The sequence below is a fragment of the Cohnella rhizosphaerae genome, from assembly GCF_029525575.1.
Classification (GTDB): Bacteria; Bacillota; Bacilli; order Paenibacillales; family Paenibacillaceae; genus Cohnella; species Cohnella rhizosphaerae.
On the sequence record NZ_JAPDIA010000008.1, the window covers coordinates 1,937,378 to 1,958,885 of the forward strand.

Sequence of the window (21,508 nt, forward strand, 5' to 3'; positions counted from 1 at the left end):
ATCGATTCAATACGAATATCTTTGCCCGAAGACGAATGAAGGCGCCCCTGACCGATTGCTGCGGTCGGGGGCGCCTTTTTTTAAAGGATCATTGCCGTTATTGAATTGGATTCAGGTCACGAATTCAATCCGTTTATCCGTTGCAGAAACCGCATGAGCACGGTGGCCGCCTCTGCGCGGGTCGCCTGTTTTTGAGGCGCCAGCGTGCCGTCGGCCATACCTTTGATGAGCCCAAGGCTCACCGCCCGACGCACGGCATCCTGTGCCCATCCGCTAACGTCGGAGGCGTCCTTGTAGGAAGTCAGAGAAGCGGTCGCCGCCCCGCCGGCAGCCTGCGCGTCGGCCAGGACCAGCGCCCTGGTCAGCAGCTGGCTCATCTGCTCGCGGGTGATGGCCGCGTCCGGATGGAAGGCCGCCCCGCCAGTCCCTTGCACAAGCCCCCATTGCGATGCCAGATGAACAGCGTCTGCATACCAAGCTCCCTCGCCGACATCGCCGAACATGCCGGACGACGTCGGTCCGTCCCCGGTCAATCCGAGCGCGCGGACGAGCATGGCGGCGAAGGCCGCACGCGTCACCGGAGCATCGGGATCGAACCGGGTCGGGGCCACTCCCTGCAGCAGCAGTTTGGATGTCAGCGATTCAACGCTCGCCTGCGCCCAGTGGCCCTGTATATCCGGGAACGTCCGCTGGATTCGCAGCAAGACGTAGGTGCCGTTCGCGCCGTCTACGATCGAAGCGACAACCGTACCGTCGGCATCGTCGCGAAGCGTATGCGGCACGAAGATCAGTCTTCCCGCAGCCTCATCGTACTTTGCCAGCGTCAGACCGACAGTTGAGCCGGCTTTCGGCGCCTTCAATTCCTTGATCAGCTTGCCGGGGCCGAAGCCGTTCATCATCGTATCTCCGTCAGCCGTCGCATACGACACCTGGAACTGGACGGCCTCGCCGGCCGCTTCGGCTCCGAGTGCCGCCGTCAGCCGCCCAATGTCCGCTTGCCGCCCGTCGTCCGCCGTGCCGATTCGAATGCGGACGTCTCCGGCAGCGAGCTCGCGCTTCGTCCGGCTCGCCCATTGGTCAAGCGTCTTCGCGGGCAATTCGACGCTGCCCGGGCCGGTTTGAATATCAACCGCGAACGTCTTGTTCGCCGACAGCCCCTGAACGAGCCATTCACCGGGCAGTACGATGTCGGCGGGCGACCCGTCCGCATCGGCCTCCGCATGCAAGGTTACGACACCTTTCCCGTCCTGCTGCAGCGCGGACAGCACTTGCTGCCGAACCTCCGGCTTAACGGTCCAGTACGTCGTCCCGTCCGGACGAACGTTCGCTTGCATGTCGTCCTTACCGAGCTCGAGCGAACGACCGCCTCCCGTTCCGGACCCGTTCCCTTGCACGCTTCCGGGCGGATTCCCCTGTTCGTTCCCGGGATTCTCGCCAGGGTTTTCCGTCTCGGGCGATTCGCCTTCATAGGCGCCGATATCCGGCACATTCACCCGGGACGCCCCGGTCAGATCGGTCGCCGGCGCCCGATCGGCGACGCCTGCATCGATCAGAATGCTGCCTTTCTTTAATCGGAAGTCGCGATTGTCCGCATCGACAAAGCCGGCGTCCGCTTCGATGCGGATGTCCGCATACGTATTGGCGCGATCCGCCTTCATGTAGTCGGCAGCCGCTTGCTTGACGTAGGACGCGTTCTTTATTTGCGGCGCATACGTCTTGTACACGATTGTATTGTTGCGGAATACATTGCCTTCGATTTCCTTGTCTTCCTCCGAATGATACATTCCGAAGACGGTCGGATCGACCGTTGCTTCCTTTGTCGTCTGATTCGCCGCATCCTCTACGCGAACCTTCGTGCCTACCGGAATATCGTTGTAGAACACATTATTTTGAATGAATCCGTCGGTGAAGTTGTAGTCGAAGTAAATGTCATTGTACCAGTTGTTGTAGAACGTATTGTTCGTAATTGTATTGCGCGCACCCATCGTGGCAATGATGCCGTATTTGTTGCGGCTGAATACATTGTTCGCGATGACTGAATCGTTGCTGCCTACCGGGAGCCCGTACATCTGGAGTCCGCCGCCAGGCGTGTTGTCGATCACATTGTTCGCGATCGTCCAGTTGTAAGCCCCGTAGCCGATATAGATGCCGTGATCCGCCTGGGACATCCGATCTTGGGCGATGTCGTGAATGTAAGAATTGCGGATGGAAGAGAAGCTGCCGTCTCCCAAGATGCCCTCGGTACCATACAGGACGAACTCCTTATTGGAAATTCCCCATATCTCGAGCTTGTTCATATCGATATGCCGGCTGTTGGCCGTTACCCATATTGCCGCTCCGGTGTACCCGGTCATCTTCAGCCCTTCGATCCGCCAGTAAGACGATTCGACGAACTTGATCCCGACGTCCTCGCGGAATTTCGTATCCATGATGACTTCTTCGCCGGGGTAGTTTCGAACGGTGTACCACAGCTCCGGACTGCCGCCGGCTCCTATAATATCGACCCGTTCGTTGTACGTGCCGCCGCGAATGAGCAGCGTATCGGTCGGCCGCAGCGACTTCATGCCTTTGCCGATCGTGCGCCACGGCGATTCGAGCGAGCCATCGTTGCTGTCGCTGCCAGTCGTCGCTACGTAATACGTTTTGTTGCTGTAAGGCGAGAACAGCGCGCCGATGTCGACCGGATTCAAAAACGCGACGCCGTCATAGCCCATCGTCGGCGTATCCAGCTCCTTGATCCCCGCTCCTTGCAACGGGCTGCCGGACATCAGGCCGAACTGGTTTTGCGCCGGATCGGCGAACAGCGGGTCCCCTGCCAAGCCGTGCGCTTCTTTGCCCTGCTGCCGCAGATCGTCAAGCGTCAGGTCTGACGCGCTGCCAGCGGCGCCCTGCCGGACCACCGGCGTCGTGCCGGAGGCATAGGCATTATAATCCATGTCCAGCGCCAGCACGTCCGCCGCGCGATCCGCGACGACCGCCGTCTTGCCCGCCGAGGCGAATATATTGTTTTTAAGCTTGATGCCGCTCGCTGTCGAAGCGACCTGCACGTCCGTCGAAGCGTTGCCGTAAAAATCGTTGTTGTAAACGGCGACGCCGTCTGCCGACGCGCCGAGCCGCAGACCGATGCCGCTGTGCAGCAGCAGCGAGCTTCTAACCTTCGACGTCCGGCTCCCGCCGATCGATACGGCTGCCTGCTCCGCCCCGCTGACAAGCAGGCGGTCCAGCGTCGTCTGCCTAGCGTTGTCGACCTTGACCCCGATCCCCAGCGAGCCCTCGCCAGCGATCTCCAGCCCGTTTAATATAACATCCAGCGTGCCGTCCAACTCGACGCCGCTGTCGCCGCTGCCGCGAATCGTCAGATCGACCAGCGACACATGCTCGGCCCCCGCAGCGACGCGCACCGCCCGACCGGCGAATCCTTCAAAGGAAAAACCGGCGATCGTCCAATAGCTCGTCGAGCCGTCCACCGTCAGCCCGTCCTCGTCCCGGATGAGTACATCGGCCCCCGGCGCCGCCTTTAATTGATAAGGATCTCCCTTGCGTCCTTCCTTGTTGTGAATGACGATCGGCTCCTCATAGACGCCGCCGGCCACCTCAATCGTCTCGCCCGGCTTCACCAGCGCGATAGCCTGCCGGATCGAGCGGAAGGGCGCCTGCGCCGAACCGGGATTGGTATCGTCTCCCGACGTCGACACATAATACGTATTCACATCGCCGGTATACGCGAACGCCCCGATATCGTAAGGCAGCGTGCGGGGCGTCCCGTTGCGATCGGCGCTCGGTGCGCCACGATCCGTCCCGGTTCCTCGTGCCGCGCTGTAGCGATACAGGCGGAAGTCGCTCCCCCGCTTCATTCAAATATCCGGGCTCGTCGAGCAAGCCGGATGCTTCCAGGCCGCTTTGCTGCAACTGCGACAGCGTCCGCGCCTGCGCGGGAGACTCGACGGCAGCGACTCCCGATGTCAGGCTGCGACTGTCGTACAGATTGAAGTCGAAGGTGTTGGCCGTCAAGCTGTCGGCCTGCTCCGCGATCCATCGTGTCGCGAATATATTGTTCTGCACGACGTTGTTCGCGGGCGACCCGCCCGCATGCCCGAAGCGCACCGACGCACGCTTCCCGCCATAGAAGTCGTTGTTGGAGATGGTGTTCCCGTCGGCACCCGCGCCGGCAAGCGCAAGCGCCGTATCGTTGCCGAGGAACAAGTTGTTCGTCGCCTGGCCGCCCGAAGCGCCTTCGAGCGTCACGGCTGCGCCGTCTTCGTCGTAGCTGAACGTATTCGCGTCCAGCACGAAGCCGGCGCTGCCCGACAGCACGAGGCGGCCGTCGATGACCGAGCCGCGCACTGTCGCTTCGGATGTGTCCTGTATCGTCACATCCCCGAGCTGTACGTGATTCAATACGATCTGACGGCTGTCCGTCACCGTCGTCGCGCCGTTCAGGACAGCGCCTGACGAAGCCCCGCGGATCGTAAGCTTGTCCTTGCCGTCTATCGACAGCGCCTCCGGATAGACGCCGTCCGCCAGCTCGATCGTATCGCCGTCTCCCGCGTGCGAGAGCGCGGCTTCAATCGTACGGAACGGCAGCTCCCTCGTCCCCGGATTGTCGTCCGAGCCATTCGGCGACACATACCGGACAGCGCTGCCGTCATAGGCAAACGCGCCGATGTCGCTGCTGTCCGCTCTGCTCTTTCCGTCCTTGTCCTCGGCGGGCAGCCGCTCCGGGTTCGCTTTGCCGATCAAGGTCGCGCTGGCAGCCGTCAGATGGAAGTCCAGCGCAGCCGGATCGCGGAACGCAGCCCCTCCGATCGTCCCGTGCTCCTCCAGTCCGAGTGAAAGCATGCCTTCCAGCGTCAACCGTCCGTCTCCTTCGATGATTTCCTTCGTCAGGCCGGGAGCGTCCAGATTGTAGCTGTTGTAGTCGAACGCATTCAAGGACAGGAACGACTCGGGATTTTGCAGCACCGAGCTGAATGCGTTGTTCATGAATGAATTGTCTTGCGGAATACCGGACAGATTCCTTGCCCATACATCGAATTTATTGCCGTAGAACGTGTTGTTGTCGATTTGGTTGTTAGCCGTGGCGGAAGCCGCCATGCCGAGACCGTATACGTTGTCGTACACAACATTGTTGAAGATGCGGTTGTCGTGAGCGCCATCGTACAAAAACAAGCCGCCGTAATAGCCGTTGTTGCCGTGAATGACATTGTTGTACGCCGTCACATTTTTGGAACCCTGACGGATCATGATGCCGCACTCCGCGTCATACATTTCGTTGTTACGCAGCGTGACGTTTTGCGAATCGTGCACGATCATGGCCGTGCCGCTCTTGCTCGTGCCGCGATAGGTGAATCCGAGCCCCCTCGATCAGCACGTTGCTGCTGAACAAGACATACCCGACATAAGCGGTTTGGGCCAGGTCGTTTTTGATGACCACCTTCTCGCCGGCATAGTTGCGCACATGGATGAGCGGGCTGTCCGGCTTGTTTTGCCCCTTCGTATTAATGAGCAAGTATCCGTTGTAGGTGCCGCCGCGGATAATAAGCGTGTCGCCCGGCTGCAGCTTGCCGCTCGCATACACGATCGTGCCCAGCGGCTTGTCGATCGTGCCGGGATTGTTGTCGTCGCCGTTCGGCGCCAAATAATAAGTGATTCCGCCAGTCGCCGATTTCACATACGCATAAGCGCCGACGTCGATCGGTTCCTGCCTCGCGACAGCGTCCAGGTCCTCTGACGGCGCGCCGTCCGGCGTCCCGCTGCCGATGGCGACGCTTCGTTCCAGCAGGTGAAAATCAGCGCTGTCCGGCGATTGCAGACGCGCGTTGCCGATGACGCCGTGCCGTTCCTGACCGGCGGCGCGCAGCGGGTCGAGGGTCAGGCCTTGCCCTTCGACGATGCTGTCCAGATTCGGCGATTGCGTATTGTAGACGTTGTAGTCCAGCACGTTCAGCGTCAGAAATGTTCCCGCCGGCTCTGCAGCCGATACATCGACACCCTTCAGCTTCGCGCCGAAAATATGGTTGACGAGCCGGTTGTCCTTCGGGACGCCGTTCAGGTCGCTGCGGACATACAGATCGTAGGAATTGCCGTGCATCGTGTTGTTCGCAAGCGTATTGCCCTGTGTCCGCTGATCGATGAGCTGTATTCCGTAATAGCTGTTATAGATCAGGTTGTTGAACACATGGCCGCCCGAAGCGTTGTACAGCGTCAGCGCCCCGTTGTCGGAGCTGATGTTGTACAGCCTGGACCCCGATAATTCGAAGCCGGCCGAGCCTTCGCGCACATAGACGCCGACCGTCGCATCGTGGAATTCGCTGCGCTGGACCTTGACGTTCAAGGAGTCGTGCACATACAGCCCGACGCCGCTCGTGCCGCTATTCTCGAACGTGAACGACAGTCCCTTGATCTTCACGTTGCTGCTCGACAGCACGTAGCCGGCGTAGCTGCGTTCGCCGCCCTGAATGACGGCCTTCTCGCCCATATAATTGCTGACGTAAATGGCCGGGCTTGACGGATCGCCCTTGCCTTTGCCTTCGATCAGCATGTAGCCCGGATACGTGCCGCCCCGGATGTACAGCGAATCGCCGGGCTGCAGCTTGCCGCTGGCATAGGCGATCGTCCCGAACGGCCGGTCGAGCGTGCCGGGATTGTCATCGCTGCCGTTCGGCGCAAGGAAATATTGCTTGCCCTGCGTTCCGCCGCCCTGACCGGCATCGTACTTGTAAGCGCCGATATCGATTGGCAGCGAGCGGGTTGTCCCGTCTTTATCGGCGATGGAATAATAGGAATCGGTGCCCGCTCCGATCGCTGCGCTCCCCCTCCTGAATGCGGAAGTCGCCCGCTCCGGGATTTGCAAGCTGCGCCTCGCCGATGATGCCGTGACGCTCCTGGTTTTTGGCCTGCAGAGGGGCCAGGCTCAGCGTCGGCGAATCCGCCAATATGCGGGTCAGCGTCGGGGATTGTGTATTGTAGAGGTTGTAATCGAGTGTATTCTGATCGAGGAAGGTGCCGGGCTCCTTGATCGCCGCGCCGAAGATGTTGTTGACGAACCGGTTCGACGTCGGCGTACCGTTAAGGTCGCCCCGCACATACATATCGTAATCGTTGTTGTAGAGTGAATTGTTGTAGAGCGTATTGCCGGCAGTCGTCTGCGCGATGAGCTGAATACCGTAGTAATTGCCCGTCATCGTATTGTTGTAGACTTGGCCGTTCTTGGCATTGTACAGCGTAATCGCGCCATTATCCGAACGGATGTTGGAGAAGCTGGAGTTCGATATCGTGAATCGGTCCGTTCCCTCCCGGACGTAGACGCCGACTGAAGCGTCGCTGAACACGCTGTCGTTCACGCCGACGTCGATCGAATCGTGCATATACAGCGCTACGCCTGTCGTGCCGCTGTTGGCATATGTAAATGTCAAATCGCTAAGATGAATGTTGCGGCTGGACAAAATGTAGGCGGCATACGAACGCTCGCCTCCCTGAATGATCGCCTCCCCGGTGCCGTCTCCGCGCACCTCGATAGCCGGGCTTGACGGATCGGCTTTGCCTTGTCCATTAATCAGCAAGTACCCCGGATACGTACCCGGTCCGACGATGAGCGTATCGCCGGGCCGAAGCTTGCCGCTGGCATACGTAATGGTGCCGAACGGCTCGCTTTGCGTACCGGCGTTTTGGTCATTGCCGTTCGCAGCTAAGTAATAAACGCTGCCTGCAACCGAAGTGCCGGTATCCCCGGTCCCGGCCGCTGCCGCTTCAAACCGCCCTGCAGGCGCGAAAAGAGAGAGCATTAAATAAAATACGAGAGCCCTACACAAGTAGTTAGCGCTTCTTTTATTCATTTTGACGTTGTCATCTCCTTCACATCAATAGTCAGATTTGATCAAGTGGCTTTTTTACGAGAACGCTTTCTTAATTGCTCTTTCTTCTCTCCTCCTTTCAATTTTAGGTATAGGTTTAGTACCAATACCATTATTGAACATTTTTTGTTATTCCGTCAACATCATTTGTTAACTTTGTTAACGCATTACATGGGAAGCGGAATATCTTCTGCCGGAAAAAAACGATGTACGTACAAACCCATGCCGGGTCGTACAATAAGAAACCGTCAGAGAAGGTCGCCCTGACGGTCCTAGCATCAAGCGCGTGCACGATCGGCGGGCAGCCCGCAACCTCCTGAACGCACAACCAACCGCTCCAACGCCTCCACAGCCGCCGCCAGCGAGGTTCGATTGAATGGCGTCTGTGCGCGATCAGAATACGTGAAGGATTAGGATTTCTTTGAGTCATGCTAACACCTCAGCAAAATGGATGCTGATTTGCAGCAACTTCCTCTTCAGCTTGTCCAATCGACAGAAAAGCCGGTGCGAATGTGATTTTTTATCCCCCCCTCTCGCATTGCGCGACGATGCGAGAGGGGCCGTTATGCCGACATATTTAACCTTGAACAACGCAAGATCTGCGGGCTTGGCGGGCTTACGCTCACCGACTAGCAATAGCTGTTGAAACGCATTTATTTCTTTTGACCACGATATTATTGGGGCAAATAAGTGTTGAAGCGCAATTAAATTCCCACTTTCGAGCGTTTTGACCCGGTCGCCCCCAACTCCCAGCTCCCGGCTTATCCGTGTCAAGATTAAGCCCAGTTGCGCTTGATTTCCTCCTGGCACATCATATTACAAGAAAAACAAAAAAGGATCGTCCTCCACCCGGCCCAGAGAGGCCTTGGGTGGGCGGCGGACGATCCTTTTATGGCTTGCTGCCGCAGGTTCACAGGTTACTCGCGCATAACAATCGCGCGACAAGGAGATGCGCAGAGCTCCGGGATAGCCAAGGGCAGCACGACAAGTTGCCAGGGAACGGCGCCTTCGGCCGCCCGCAGATTAACGAGAGGAGCGAGCAGCAGTCGGTTTTCCTTGTAATAAGCGTTCAATACGCTCAGCTCGCCCTCGGAGCGCGGGTCCTGCACCGACGGCACATCCACTCCGAGCATCGCGACGCCCCGGTCGATGATCCATTCGATCGTTCCCTCTCCGAAGTAAGGGCAGCGATCCGCATACCCTGCCCGATTCCAGTTCCGGTCCCATCCCGTCGCGATCAGCAGCGCATCGCCGGGCTGCAGACAGCCGCCGACGGCTGCCTCCAGCTCTTCCGGAAGGATCGTTTCCAGCTCCTGCTTTTCCGGCAGTTGGGCTACCCAGGCGCGCAGCACGCAGCGCTCAAGCGGCACATCGCCCAGAAGCTCCCGATCGGGATACAAATGACCGGCCGTCTCCAGATACGTCCCCGTCAGCGAGTGCAGGTGCATCCGATGAGCCGCGAATCCATTCTGCTCTACGGTTGCCAAAGGCTGAACAAGGGGCTCCGGGAAGGGATGGCCGTAGCCCCACATCCCATTGCTGATCGTGCCCGTCAGATCAATGAGTTGGCGCAATCGCTTTTCTCCTCCTCCGGATTCGGTTGAGCCGTGCCGAGCTTTTGCTCCGAATGGACGACCGTGCGTCGGCAAGGATGACCGTAGCGGTATTCAACCGGCCCATCCGCCTGAGCCCCGTCCGGAACCGGAATGTACACCACGACGCCTGGACCGTCCGCAGCGCGCTCAACGGACAAGCGGCCGGGTCCGGGCTGCGACCACTTCAAGCTTCTTCTCGTATTCTCCCAAGCTGCCAGCTGTCCGCTTGTCCAGAACTCGAAGCCTTTTGCTTTCGCTTGCTCCACTACGTCGCGGAATCCCTCTCGAACCGCCGGGTCTGTCAGCAGATAGATTTGATGGAACAAAAAGTGAGCGACGCCCCGGACGGATTGAACGGTGTCCAGAAAAAGCCCGATGGCGGAGCGATCTCCCCATCCGTCAAGCCCCATATCCTGGGATAGAAACCCGACCTCCAACACCTGGAACAACCGGTTCGATTCGCGAAGCGAGGCGATAGGCCGGTAGGGCTGCGCGGTTCCGAAAAGAAACCCGACATTCCCCCGCTTGCTTGGACCGCGAGACTGATCCAGCTGAATGCCGTTTTGTTCGCACCACAAAAACAAATCGTCCCAGCCTTCAAATCTCGTGTAATGGTTTTTGTTGAAACCGATCCGCTGCTCGCCCGCCGCGCTCTTGAACCAGCGGCATTGTTCGGCGAACGCCTCCCGGCTCCACCGGCCTCCCTGGGACTCCATCGCATTGAAGTGCAGTCCGATCTCATGCCCGTCCTTCCGCGCCGCATCGTATATGGAAGGACGATATCCCGGCTCAAGGATGCACCAGCTGGAGCGGACCTGATGCTCCGACAATATCCGCAGAGCCGTCTCCGCGCTGTCATTGTCATTCATATCGCTATCGAAGGAAATGGCCGCGATCCCTTCCACGCCGTCCGGCAGCAAATCGGCAAAGGGAAGCGTCAGGCCGATGCCGGCGCAAACGGAAACGAGATGAGACAGCCACCGCTCGCGCCAGTAGTCCGCGTAAGGATACGCCATGTACGGCGTTCCGTTCGGCGTCTGCAGGCGATCCTTGTCCCAGTCCATCACGCAGCCGTCGTCGGCTTTCAGCAAGCCGTCATTCACCTCGGCCGTGCCGTCCGCAGCCGGAATGCCATCCGACAAGACGGGGCCGTCCCCCTGCTGCAGCCGAACGATCGTATTCGGGATGTCGACCGCCCAGCGTTCGAGCTTCCCTTTGCCCACCCGGATCGAGACGAGAGCCGGCAGCTCGCCGGCTCCCGAATCGGCTTCCGGCTCCAGACGCCCTGCTGCGGCATATTCGATTTGCGAACGGTATCCTTCGCCGGAAGCTTTGATCCATGCGCGCCCCTGCGTGAACCGAAGGCCGGATTGGGCCGGCTCTCCTCCATCCACGAAGGCGTATCCGGTCTGCGCATGCCGCACCGGACGGAAGCCCAGGTCGCGGGCAAGACTGTTCAAAGAACCGTAGCTGACCACGATGCCGCCCCGGTCCATATAGTCGAGCAGCGCCTCCTGCGTGCGTCGAGGCATGTCATCGACCAGAACCGCCAGCACCAGATCATACTGGCCCGACACGGCCTCCTCTACACGCTCCAGCCAGCTGTAGGGGATCGAACGCTGCTCCAGCAGCTCCCTTACATAACCTTCGAACACCTGAATGCCGTTTGCCCATCTTCTTGCAGCTGTCGTTTGCTCGAAGAGCACGCCTAGCCTGGCCAATCTATACACCATTCAACACGTCCTTCATTATTCTTTGAGCGCGCCGATCATGACACCTTTGACAAAATGCTTTTGTAAAAACGGATAAAGCAGCAAGATCGGAAGCGTGGCGATCATAATCGTGGCATAACGGATCGTTGCGCTGACCTGCGTCACATCCTGCTGCGGAACGTTGGCCGTCAACTCGCTCGTCTGGGCATGAATCAAGATTTCTCTGAGCACCAGCTGCAGCGGGTACAAGGAACGGTCCTGCAAATATACCATCGCGGAAAACCAGGAATTCCAGTGGGCAACGGCGTAAAACAGCAGCATGACCGCCAGTCCCGGCTTGGAAAGCGGCAACACGACCGACCAAAGCACCCTTATATCTTGTGCGCCGTCTATTTTGGCCGACTCGATCAGACTCTCGGGAATCGTCTGGAAAAAGGTTCTGAGCACAATCAAATTGAATGCGCTGACGGCGGCCGGCACAATCAGAACCCATCTGGTGTTGTAAAGCCCCAGGTCCCTGATGTTGAGATACGACGGAATAAGCCCTCCGCTGAAAAACATCGTGAACACGATCATCGCCATAATCGCGCTGCCTCCGAACAATTGCCGGCGTGACAACGGATAGGCGCCCAGCGTCGTCATGATCAGATTCAATAATGTTCCCGCGCCGACATAAAACAGGGTATTGGCGTACGCCTCCCAGATTCGGCTGTCTTTCAGAACGAGTTCGTAGGCTTGCCAGGTGAACCCTTTCGGCCAGAGCGCAACGTCTCCGGAGGCTACAGCCGCAGGCGAGCTCAAGGAGGATACGGCCACAAACCAAACGGGGAACAGAAACAGAAAAGATGCTGCTGTCAAAAACAGGACATTTACGATATCGAATGCGTGATCTCCAACCGATCGTTTGCCTACCATGCTCTCGCCTTCCCTTCTACCACAAGCTGTTGGACGTCAAGCGCCGGCTCCAGAAATTGGCGGCCACAAGCAAGCTGAAATTGATGATCGAATTGAACAACCCGATCGCCGCCGAGAAGCTGTAGTTGGCTTCCTGAACACCGCGTCGGTAGACATAGGTCGAGATGACATCCGCGGTCTCATACGTCGACGGCGAATACAGAAGCAATATTTTTTCCCAGTTGCTGTCCATCAGCGATCCGATATTCAAAATCAAGAGAATGACAATCGTATTTTTAATACCCGGCAGCGTAATATGGATCAGTTGATGCCTGCGATTGGCGCCATCCATGACAGCCGCTTCGTAGAGCGACGGACTGATGCCGGATAGAGCGGCCAGATAGATGATCGAATTCCATCCGACGTACTGCCACAAGGAAGAACCGACATGGATCGTGCGGTACCAGCTCGACAGAGAGAGGAAATCGACAGGCGCGTCAATGATGCCCAACGATACTAACAGCTTGCTGAGAATGCCGTCGGGACCGCTGAAGTTGACGATCATTCCGCAAATAACAATCAGTGAAATAAAATACGGCAAATAGGATAACGTCTGTACGACCGACTTAAACCACTTGTTCCGAACTTCATTTAACAGAAGCGCAAGAATAATCGAGGCCGGAAAGATGACGGCCAGGGAGTAGACGCTGAGCAAAATGGTGTTGCGCAACAGCCTTCCGAAATAAAAGCTTTCGAAAAACTGCCGGAAATGCTTGAGCCCTACCCAATCGCTTCCGTTAATGCCCGCATACGGATTAAAATCTTTGAAGGCAATAATCGCCCCGTACATCGGCTTATAGGAAAAGATAAGAAAATAACCGACGACTGGAATGAGCATGAGATACAAATATCGATTGGCGCGAGCTTGCTTCCAAATCCGGAAAAAACTCCGGTCCGCCTGTTTTTCGCCGGCAACATTGTTCACCGTTCCACCTTCTTGTCAGAAAAATCGCGACTCTGCGCTGTTTCTCCTGCGATTGCCGGCTGCCGCAATGCGTTGCGGCAGCTTTTTGCAATCGCTGGTCAAACCAGATGTTTACTGTTGAATAAAACGGTCATACGCCTTTTGGTACTGCTCCAGAACTACCGGCAACTTCATTTTTTCTACGTTTTTCAAGTATTTATCGAAGTTGTCCAGCGGGAGCTGGCCATTGACGAAGTTGGTGCTCGCTTCTTTGATAAAGGAGCTCAAATCCGCCATGATCGGCGCTATGATATCCGTTTCGTCCTTTGTAAACTGCAGAGGCGGCAGTTTTTTCTTGAGATCGATGTAAGGGGCGAACTGCGCCGTCGGACTTGTCGCCTGTCCATTCGCCGCGTTCATTTGCAGCGCTCCGTCTACATTCGTGATGGTCGGCCACGCGCCTCCGCCGATCGTTTGGCTAAGAATCGCGACCGAAGGCGGCGTTCCGTCCGCCGGCTTGACAATTTTATCCGTGTACACCGGTTTGCCGTCCTGCATGGTGTACCCTTCCCCTTCAACGCCGAAATTGTTCAAAATAACGCCTTCTTCGGAGAACTGATAGTCCAGCCACTTGATGATCTCCTCCGGCTTATCCGTTTTGGAAGAGACCGCAATGCCGAAGGAGGACGCGGGCCAGCGATGGGAAGTATGCCGCTGATCCCCGTTCGGACCGACTGGCGGCAGCACCGGAGTGACTTCAAAAGAAGTCGCGGCGTCCTTTTCTTTCATCAACGCGGTAAAGGTGCCCATATACGAGCCGGCCCAGCCGAACCAGGCGCCGGCTTGACCGGATAGCACTTTCTCGCGCAGCGCGGCAAAATCTTTAGGTGACGTATCCAGCAGATTTTCGGCATCCAGCTTGTGCATGAAGGCCATCAAATCCTTGAATCGCGGATCGTACGGACCGTACTTGACTTTTCCGTCTTCCACAAAAAAAGCCAAACTCGATGCCGAATGCCGGGGCGAACAGACCGGCGGCTCCGCTGGCGCCGTTCATGCCGCTGTCAAGACCGATGGAAACAAAAGGAGACTCGTCCGCTTTTCCGTTTCCGTTCGCATCCCTTTCGCGAAATGCTTTAAGCACCGTGTACCAGTCGTCTGTCGTCTTCGGGGCTTCAAGACCTAGCTTGTCCAACCAGTCCTGTCTCACTTGCGGGAACATTTGAACGAGCAGCGTGGAATCGAGAGCCATATTGGGGATGTAATAAATATGGCCTTCAGGCGATGTAATTTGACCCCGGATTTCCGGATTTTCATTTAATACCCGTTCGAGATTGGGCGCTTTCTCGCGAATGAGATCTTCTAGAGGCAGCAGTGCGCCGCTATTGCCGTATTTGGTAGCCTGCGCATCCCAATTGTAGTAGTAGATCATATCCGGCAGGTCGCCGGAGGCCATCAGCAGGTTGAACAGATTTTCAACATCCGCATCGCTTACATGTTCGAAGTTGATATGAACATTCGTTTCTTTTTCCATTTTTTGAAAGGATGGTTTTTCATTGTAGTTCTTGCCTTTAAAATCGGCGGTAAGCGGGATCCATAAAGAAAGCTCGGTTGGCTTGGAAACGCTGGCGTCTGCAGATGCTGGCGATGTCGACGATGTACCGATTGCATTGCCGGACGAGCCGGAACATGCGCTAAGCAAAAACGCAGGTACCATTGCCGCCATTACCACTGTTGACACGCATTTGAAAGTTCTACGGATTTTCAGATTCAAGCTGAACCCTCCCGATCTTTTCTATATGATCTTTTCTCCGTGCGGTTTCTCCCCATCCGTCACCCGAGCCCAGCCTGTGATCGGCCGAAGCTCAGTCCCGGACGAGCCTTTCGTTTTAATACGCGACTGGCTGTCGATTTGTCATCGGCACCCGCGTTCATGCCAATTACGTGTCTGCAAACGCTCTGGTTACCCGACTCATTTTGCTATTGTCGCTCGTCCCCCTTCCGATCAACATCGTGTGCGCAGTCCGGTTTAGCCGTTTCTATTTTTTCGCTCTGCCTGAATGGAACAAGAGTCGGGCTGAACGTTGCGCAGCAATAACAGGCTTGTCAAAAAAAGCTGGTGGCCTAATGGGTTTGACAATCCAAACGGCCCTGTACTAGAATGATAACAAGTTAGTTACAATAATAAGTTAATGATAAGTACAAGTTGATGATAAGTATGCAGGGAAAAGAAAATTCAGTCAATACCCGTATATAATGAGAGATAAAAAAAAGTTTTTGTAGAAGCGAGGGATTTCGTTATGAGTAAGAGAGATTCGGAATTTATGTATATGGAATTGGCCGCTATGATTCGAACCCAGATCTTATCGGGGGTCATCAAGCCGGGCGAGTTCCTGATGTCCGAGCATGACATGTGCAACAAGTATATGATGAGCAGAACGCCCGTGCGCAACGCGTTGAAGCAGCTCGCGCTGGAAGGATTGATTACGAAAATCCAGGGCCGAGGCACGATGGTATCGACTGCGCTTGATCTGGAGGACGACTCCAGCACGTTGATCATCGCATCTCCGTACCCTTCTAGCTTTACGAGACGCAGCCTGCCTCTTCTGATCCGTTCCTTTCATGAGAGGCATCCCGATATTCGGGTCAAGGTTATTTCGATTCCAAGCGACATGAACAAAGATGTCTACAGCCGGCAGTTTGTTTCCGTCGGCGTTCATCCCGATCTGATCGTCGTCCAAGACCGCGATTTTCAGCATCTGAAGCAATTGGACGATTTTGAAAATGTGATAGACATGGGAATCGAGCTCCCCGCCATTCATCCGACGCTTCTGCGCTGCTTCCAGGTCGACGGGCGTCAATTGGGCGTGCCGCTGACCTTCTCCCCCGTGGTGATGATGCACAATCCGGAGCTGTTCGAACGCTACGGGTTGACCCCCCCGGCACGTGACTGGTCCCGCGAGCAATTTGCCCGGTCCGCCATAGCGCTGACCCGCGATCTGGATCAGGACGGAATCATTGATCTGTATGGCGCGGCCATCCATTCCTTGATTACGCGCTGGCCTGCGCTTGTGCTGCCGGAGTGGCGGCAGTTCCGTCAGACGCGCAGCCCCGAAGACCGCCTCAGCCTGATCCGCAGATTTGACGAAATTCGAGCCTGGATCTACCGTGATCGTCTCGCTCCGGTATTTGCTCTAAACGATGAGATGCTGGCGCTGGAGCTGTTCGTGGAAGGCAAAGTCGGGATGAACATGACGACCTTGCTTGGATTTGACGATGCCTGGGACTATCCGCTCACTTCAATACCCGGAAGCAACTCCGGCCTTCTGATTGCCAACGGGATGCTGGTGACACGGGCCAGCCGCAAAAAGAAAGAAGCCAAGCTATTCCTGGAACTGCTGCTGGATCGCGAGGTTCAGCTGCGAGTGTCGGAAACGTCGGGATTGCTCTCGCCGCTGTCCGGCGTCAATCAATCGATTCGGGGCGAAGAACGGATGGAAGCGATCGGGGCCGATGACCGCACGCTCGATCAAAGCTTGTACATTCACGATCTGCTGCCCGATCCGGAAGCGGTTCATGAGCTGTACGGCCGAATGAAGCATTACTGGTCCGGCATGGAAACGGCCGAAGCCATGCTGGAACGCATATCCGACTTGATGGAGCCGATTGCGGTCCATTGACTGCTGAAGATGGAGAGGGGGTGAGGCTTAATGACTGTAAAGGATGTCGTTGTTGTCAGGCATCAAAGAAAGGACCGCCAAATCGCTCTTCAATAATAGGAGGGGAATCGTCCGTGGGATACACAATCCGTCTGCCGCTTTCCATCGTACTTGTAAGCGCTTTGCTGATCTCTCTGCTGGCACCGGCGGTTTACAGTGCGGACACGCCCGATACGCGAATACCGCTATCCATCGATAACCCCGGTTTCGAGACAAGCGACGCAAACGGGGTTCCGGACGGCAACTGGTGGCAATTCGAAGGAAACCCTGCAAGCGTCTCATCATCATCGGCGCACTCGGGCGACTACAGCCTGTTGCTGAACGATTCCGGCATCAAAATGTACAGGCAGCCATTTCCCTGTGACCCCCGGAAAATCCTACACGATTGAAGGCTACGCCTACTTGCAAGACAACGCGCAGTTTGAGTTTAACCTCCGCTTTATCGACTACAACGGCGACCCGATCGACGGACACAAGACGGTTGCCGTCTCCGGAAGCGAGGGAGCGTGGCAACACATCTCCTCGACCGATGTCGCTCCCCCCAATGCCGCTTCGGCGCTGATCTACCTCGCTGGCAGCCAGACCGGAAGCGCCTGGCTTGACGATGTATCGGCTTATGAAGAACCTGGAGAACCGCTTCCCCCCTCTCTGCTGAATCCGGGCTTCGAAGCAGCAGCCGAAGCCGGCATTCCCGGATGGACGCAAGTTTACGGTACGGAAGGCTTCAATCTATCCGCCGATGTCAAGCGCAGCGGAAGCCAGAGCCTGCATGTCATAGATACGCGAACGGATCTGTCCTATTGGCTGTACAGCTCGAAAATAACGGCTGAACCCGGAAAAAGCTACGCGCTGTCCGGCTACGTCCACGCCTTGAGCGGTTCCGTTACGTTAAATATCGCCTATTTCGATGCCGAAGGAGCCGTCATTTCCTATAGCGGAGAAACGATCGCGCCGGCTTCCGGTGCGGAATGGCAGCTTGTCGAGCATGCTTCCGTGGCGCCGCAAGGATCGAGCGCTGCCGCCGTTTTTATCTACACCGGCTACGGCAGCGTCGGCGAAGCCTACTATGACGATATCGCTCTTGAACAGGCGGCCGGCTTCGGTTCGGAATTCAAGGCACCGGAGCTTCTCGGTCCGGTCGTCCAAGCTTCGCCTACGGTAGGCGGCGAATTCAAGGCCTATGCCAGCCAAGGCGGAGAGCTGTACTTCGCCGTATCCGGCTCCACCGACAACCCGGCCTCCTTCTATGCGGTCAATGCCACGAACGGCGACATTTTGTTTACGCAAAAAGTGCCGGGAATTACGCACCTGTACGCGATCGTACAGGGCTCGGACGGTCGCATTTATTTCTCCGGCACGAACGACGGCATCCTGTACCGCTATGACCCGCAGGAGAAAAAAATGACGAATCTGGGCGCCAATCCATCCGACAAATGGGTCTGGGATTTGGCCGCATCCGCCGATGGCAAAATATATGGCGCCACGACCGGCAGCGCCAAAGTATTCGAATACGATATCGCAAGCGGCGCGTTCACGGACCTGGGCCCGATCCGGGTGAATGACGCGCAAACCTATGCGCGCGGCATCGCCGTTACCGACCGCTATGTGTATGTTGCGCTGGGCCTCCCCGACGCCGTCGTCAGGGTCGACCGGGAGAGCGGCGCGCAGCAGGAAATCGTCACCCCGTACAGCGGCCAGGCGCGTATGGGCGCAGACGTCTGGGTCTACGGCGGGAAGGTGCTGATCCGCGATGAGCGCTCTTCGCTGATCGTGATCGACGAACAAAGTCTGGAAGTGGAGGCCAACCTCGTCTTCAAGCAAAAAGTATCTCCCCCTTCCCCGACGAACCCGGACTTCATCTATTACAAAAATGACGGCAGCTTGTACCGCTACAGTCTCTCCGGCAAGCAAACGGAAAAAGTCGACGGCATTCCGACGCTGCCGATGTCCGTTCCTTCCCAGATCGGATGGGTGACGCCGGACAGCGGGCCGAAGGCCGGCAAGCCGGTACTGGCGATGCTGCTGGAATATACCGAATACATCCTGATCGATCCGGATGACGGATGGACGCAGTCGATTGCGATGGATATCGATACGACCGGCATTGAGATCCAGTCGATTGAAATCGGCGACGACGGCCGGGTTTATACCGGCGGCTACGTGACCGCGATGAGCATTTATAACCCGGTCACGGGCGCAGTGGAGCACAATGCCGCCAACTTCCCGCAGCCGGAGGGCATCGGGTTTCTGAACGGCAAAACGTATTTCGGAACGTACGGCGGAGCCGTCATGTACCGGTACGATCCCGCGCAGCCGTTCCAGTTCGGCTATACTTCCGATTCCAACCCCGGACTTGCCTACGACATCGGCAACGCGCAGGACCGCCCTTTCGCGCTGGAGAGCGGCGGCGACAAGCTGTTTGTCGGCACGATCCCTACCTATGGCTATCTGGGCGGATCGCTGACCGTCTACGATGACACGACCGGCGAATGGAAGGAATTCAACGATGTCATCCATAATCAAAGCATCATCGGCATGGCCTACAAGGACGGAAAAATATACGGAGGCACTTCGGTCTGGGGCGGCGGAGGTTCAACCCCGACGGAGGAAAAAGCCAAAATATTCGTCTGGGATGTTCAGTCCGAGCGGGTGGTAAAGGAAGCCGCGCCCGTCATTCCGGGGATCGATGTCGCCCCCAAAATGATCGGCGACCTGTCCTTCGGTCCCGACGGCCTGCTGTGGACGATCGCATCCGGCACCGTTTTTGCACTCGACCCGAATACGCTGGAAGTCGTCAAGAGCAAAGTGATATTCCCCAGCAACTATGTCAGCAACAGCACCTGGAGACCGTACTACATACGCTGGGGAGACGACGGCACGCTGTATACGACGCTGAATCGTCAGCTTGTGGCCATTCAGCCGTCAACTCTGGCGTGGAAAGTACTCGATTCAGGCACGATATCGCTGATGGACCGCGCTGATGACGGTACGCTTTATTACGCCAAAGGCGCCAATATGTACCGTATGGCGCTCAAAGACGTCGCGCTGCCGTCCGCGGTGGCGTCCGTCGAGCTCGTCCTCAACGGAACCTGGTCGCAGGGAGAGCAGGGCCAGGCAAAGGTCTATGCGCGGACCGACCTGGGTACCAAGGTTGATGTGACGGTTCAAGCCAAATACGCCAGCAGCTCGGAGGCTGTCGCCGCCGTCGGAGCGTCCGGTGCAGTCAGCGCCCTGGGCGCGGGCCGCAGCCTCGTCAGCGCCAGCTACGGCGGCAAGACGGCCACGGTCGAGATCGTGGTCAGTGCCGATGACGAGCCGACGCCAACGCCTGCACCTTCGACGACACCGACACCAACGCCTGTGCCGTCGACGATCCCTGCACCGCTGACGCTGACTGCCGGGACAGTCGCTTACACCATTACCGAGGAGCAGATCAAGCGCGGCAAGCTCATCCTGCCCGGGTCCGAGGCGGCGCTGCGAATCAATGAACTGCTGAAGCTTGCGGAACGCAACGACCAGTTGATCCTCGTCCTGCAATCCGAAGAGGCATCGCTGGAAATACCGGTCGCACAGCTCGTCGAAGAACGTGCCGACGGCCAGCGCATCACGCTTCGCCTGCAGGAAGCCCCCGCTTCCCTCGCGGATTCGGCTCGCCGGCTCGCAACGTCTGGCGGCGCGCGCTTGCTGACGACGCCCGTCGGCGTCGATATCCGCGACGATCAGGACAAGCCGCTCTCGCCCCAGCGGTTTGATCTGAAGCTGATCCTGAAGAGCGGCAATCCGGAGGCGGCACATCATGCGGTTATGCTGCCGGATGCTTCCGGCCAGCTTCGCTTTATCCCGTCTGTCGTCCGGGAGGACGGCACGACACAGATCCCGGCGCCGTTCGTTGCCGAAGGCTACTACGCGCTTGTATCTGACATCGATACACATTTTGCCGATATGAAGCAGCACTGGGCCCAATCTGCCGTAGAGCGGCTTGCGGCCAAAGGACTGGTCAACGGAAGAAGCGCCCGGACCTTCGACCCTGAAGCTTCTGTCAGTCGCGGCGAATTCGCCGCCTTGCTCGCCCGAAGCTTCCCCCTGGATTTGTTAGGTTCTGCAGCAGCGGATAAAACTTTCAGCGATGTTCCTGCCGATTCGCCGTATGCCGCGAGTGTCGCAGCCGCAGCGCGCGCCGGCGTCATCGAAGGCGACGATGCGGGCAGCTTCCGTCCGGATGATATCGTCACCCGGCAAGAACTCGCGGCCATGCTGGTGCGAGCCTTGACGCTGACCGATTCCAAGCTGCCGGAGACGCTCGTCGACATGGGCCGCTTCACCGATTACGACGCATCGCACTGGGCATCCCCCAGCGTCGCTGCGCTCACGGCATCGGGCATCCTCAAGGGCGACGACCGCAGCCGGCTCAGACTGTCCGATTCGGCAAGCCGCGCCGAGGCGGCGGCGCTCCTCCTGCGCACCCTGGCGTATGCCCGCTATTTGGACGAATCCTGAACCGCCCGCTTAGACAAGTCGACACCCCTGCTCATTTGGACAGTCGCACTTGCTGCATCAGATAAAAAAGGTACAGTCTCCTCCGTTTGCGGAGTGACTGTACCTTTTTCCGTCGGACTTATGCACCTCTCGACCAGGCGCAGGCTAAACGGCATGCCCGTCTTGATCCCTTATCTATAAAACGAACGACCTCCGCTATGGCCGGATTGACGTCTCGCAGGTTATATCACCCGATAAGGCTTGCTGCGACTTTGCGGATCGCTTTGATCATGGC

12 protein-coding genes are annotated in these 21,508 nt (G+C 57.4%); 2 read left to right on the top strand and 10 right to left on the bottom strand.

Features of this window, described 5'->3' with window-relative positions; genetic code table 11:
* Positions 1-116: 116 nt before the first annotated feature.
* The 10 genes from OMP40_RS32745 to OMP40_RS32790 all read right to left on the bottom strand — a co-directional run bounded on the left by OMP40_RS32745 (position 117) and on the right by OMP40_RS32790 (position 14,792).
* Positions 117-3,710 carry an S-layer homology domain-containing protein gene (locus OMP40_RS32745; protein ID WP_277538192.1) on the bottom strand — a complete coding sequence of 1,198 codons (3,594 nt, stop codon included), beginning with the start codon at positions 3,708-3,710 and terminating at the stop codon, positions 117-119.
* Positions 3,595-5,313, bottom strand: a complete 1,719-nt coding sequence (locus OMP40_RS32750; protein ID WP_277537530.1) for a right-handed parallel beta-helix repeat-containing protein — start codon at positions 5,311-5,313, stop codon at positions 3,595-3,597. Before OMP40_RS32750 ends, OMP40_RS32745 begins: the two co-directional genes overlap by 116 nt.
* Positions 5,276-6,853, bottom strand: a complete 1,578-nt coding sequence (locus OMP40_RS32755) for a right-handed parallel beta-helix repeat-containing protein (RefSeq protein ID WP_277537531.1) — start codon at positions 6,851-6,853, stop codon at positions 5,276-5,278. The genes OMP40_RS32750 and OMP40_RS32755 overlap by 38 nt, the downstream gene beginning before the upstream one ends.
* Positions 6,762-7,835 carry a NosD domain-containing protein gene (locus tag OMP40_RS32760; protein WP_277537533.1) on the bottom strand — a complete coding sequence of 358 codons (1,074 nt, stop codon included), beginning with the start codon at positions 7,833-7,835 and terminating at the stop codon, positions 6,762-6,764. Before OMP40_RS32760 ends, OMP40_RS32755 begins: the two co-directional genes overlap by 92 nt.
* Before the next feature lie 935 nt (positions 7,836-8,770).
* Complete coding sequence (locus tag OMP40_RS32765) at positions 8,771-9,427, bottom strand: cyclase family protein (RefSeq protein WP_277537536.1); 657 nt, start codon at positions 9,425-9,427, stop codon at positions 8,771-8,773.
* The gene (locus OMP40_RS32770) at positions 9,406-11,181 is read right to left on the bottom strand and encodes a polysaccharide deacetylase family protein (RefSeq protein ID WP_277537538.1); all 1,776 of its coding nucleotides are present in this window, start codon (positions 11,179-11,181) and stop codon (positions 9,406-9,408) included. Before OMP40_RS32770 ends, OMP40_RS32765 begins: the two co-directional genes overlap by 22 nt.
* Before the next feature lie 15 nt (positions 11,182-11,196).
* Positions 11,197-12,075, bottom strand: coding sequence for a carbohydrate ABC transporter permease (locus tag OMP40_RS32775; RefSeq protein WP_277537540.1), 879 nt, complete (start codon positions 12,073-12,075; stop codon positions 11,197-11,199).
* 16 nt (positions 12,076-12,091) lie between these two features.
* A complete protein-coding gene (locus tag OMP40_RS32780) occupies positions 12,092-13,039 on the bottom strand; it encodes an ABC transporter permease (protein WP_277537542.1) in 948 nt (315 codons plus the stop codon).
* Positions 13,040-13,150: 111 nt separating this feature from the next.
* The gene (locus tag OMP40_RS32785) at positions 13,151-13,945 is read right to left on the bottom strand and encodes an extracellular solute-binding protein (RefSeq protein ID WP_277537543.1); all 795 of its coding nucleotides are present in this window, start codon (positions 13,943-13,945) and stop codon (positions 13,151-13,153) included.
* A complete protein-coding gene (locus tag OMP40_RS32790) occupies positions 13,902-14,792 on the bottom strand; it encodes an extracellular solute-binding protein (protein WP_277537544.1) in 891 nt (296 codons plus the stop codon). The genes OMP40_RS32785 and OMP40_RS32790 overlap by 44 nt, the downstream gene beginning before the upstream one ends.
* A gap of 526 nt (positions 14,793-15,318) precedes the next feature.
* On the opposite strand from OMP40_RS32790, the gene OMP40_RS32795 reads away from it, so the two are divergent.
* Together OMP40_RS32795 and OMP40_RS32800 are read left to right on the top strand one after the other, a co-directional pair.
* The gene (locus OMP40_RS32795; protein WP_277537545.1) at positions 15,319-16,698 is read left to right on the top strand and encodes an extracellular solute-binding protein; all 1,380 of its coding nucleotides are present in this window, start codon (positions 15,319-15,321) and stop codon (positions 16,696-16,698) included.
* Between the two features lie 399 nt (positions 16,699-17,097).
* Complete coding sequence (locus tag OMP40_RS32800) at positions 17,098-21,234, top strand: S-layer homology domain-containing protein (RefSeq protein ID WP_277537547.1); 4,137 nt, start codon at positions 17,098-17,100, stop codon at positions 21,232-21,234.
* The last annotated feature ends 274 nt before the right edge of the window (positions 21,235-21,508 follow it).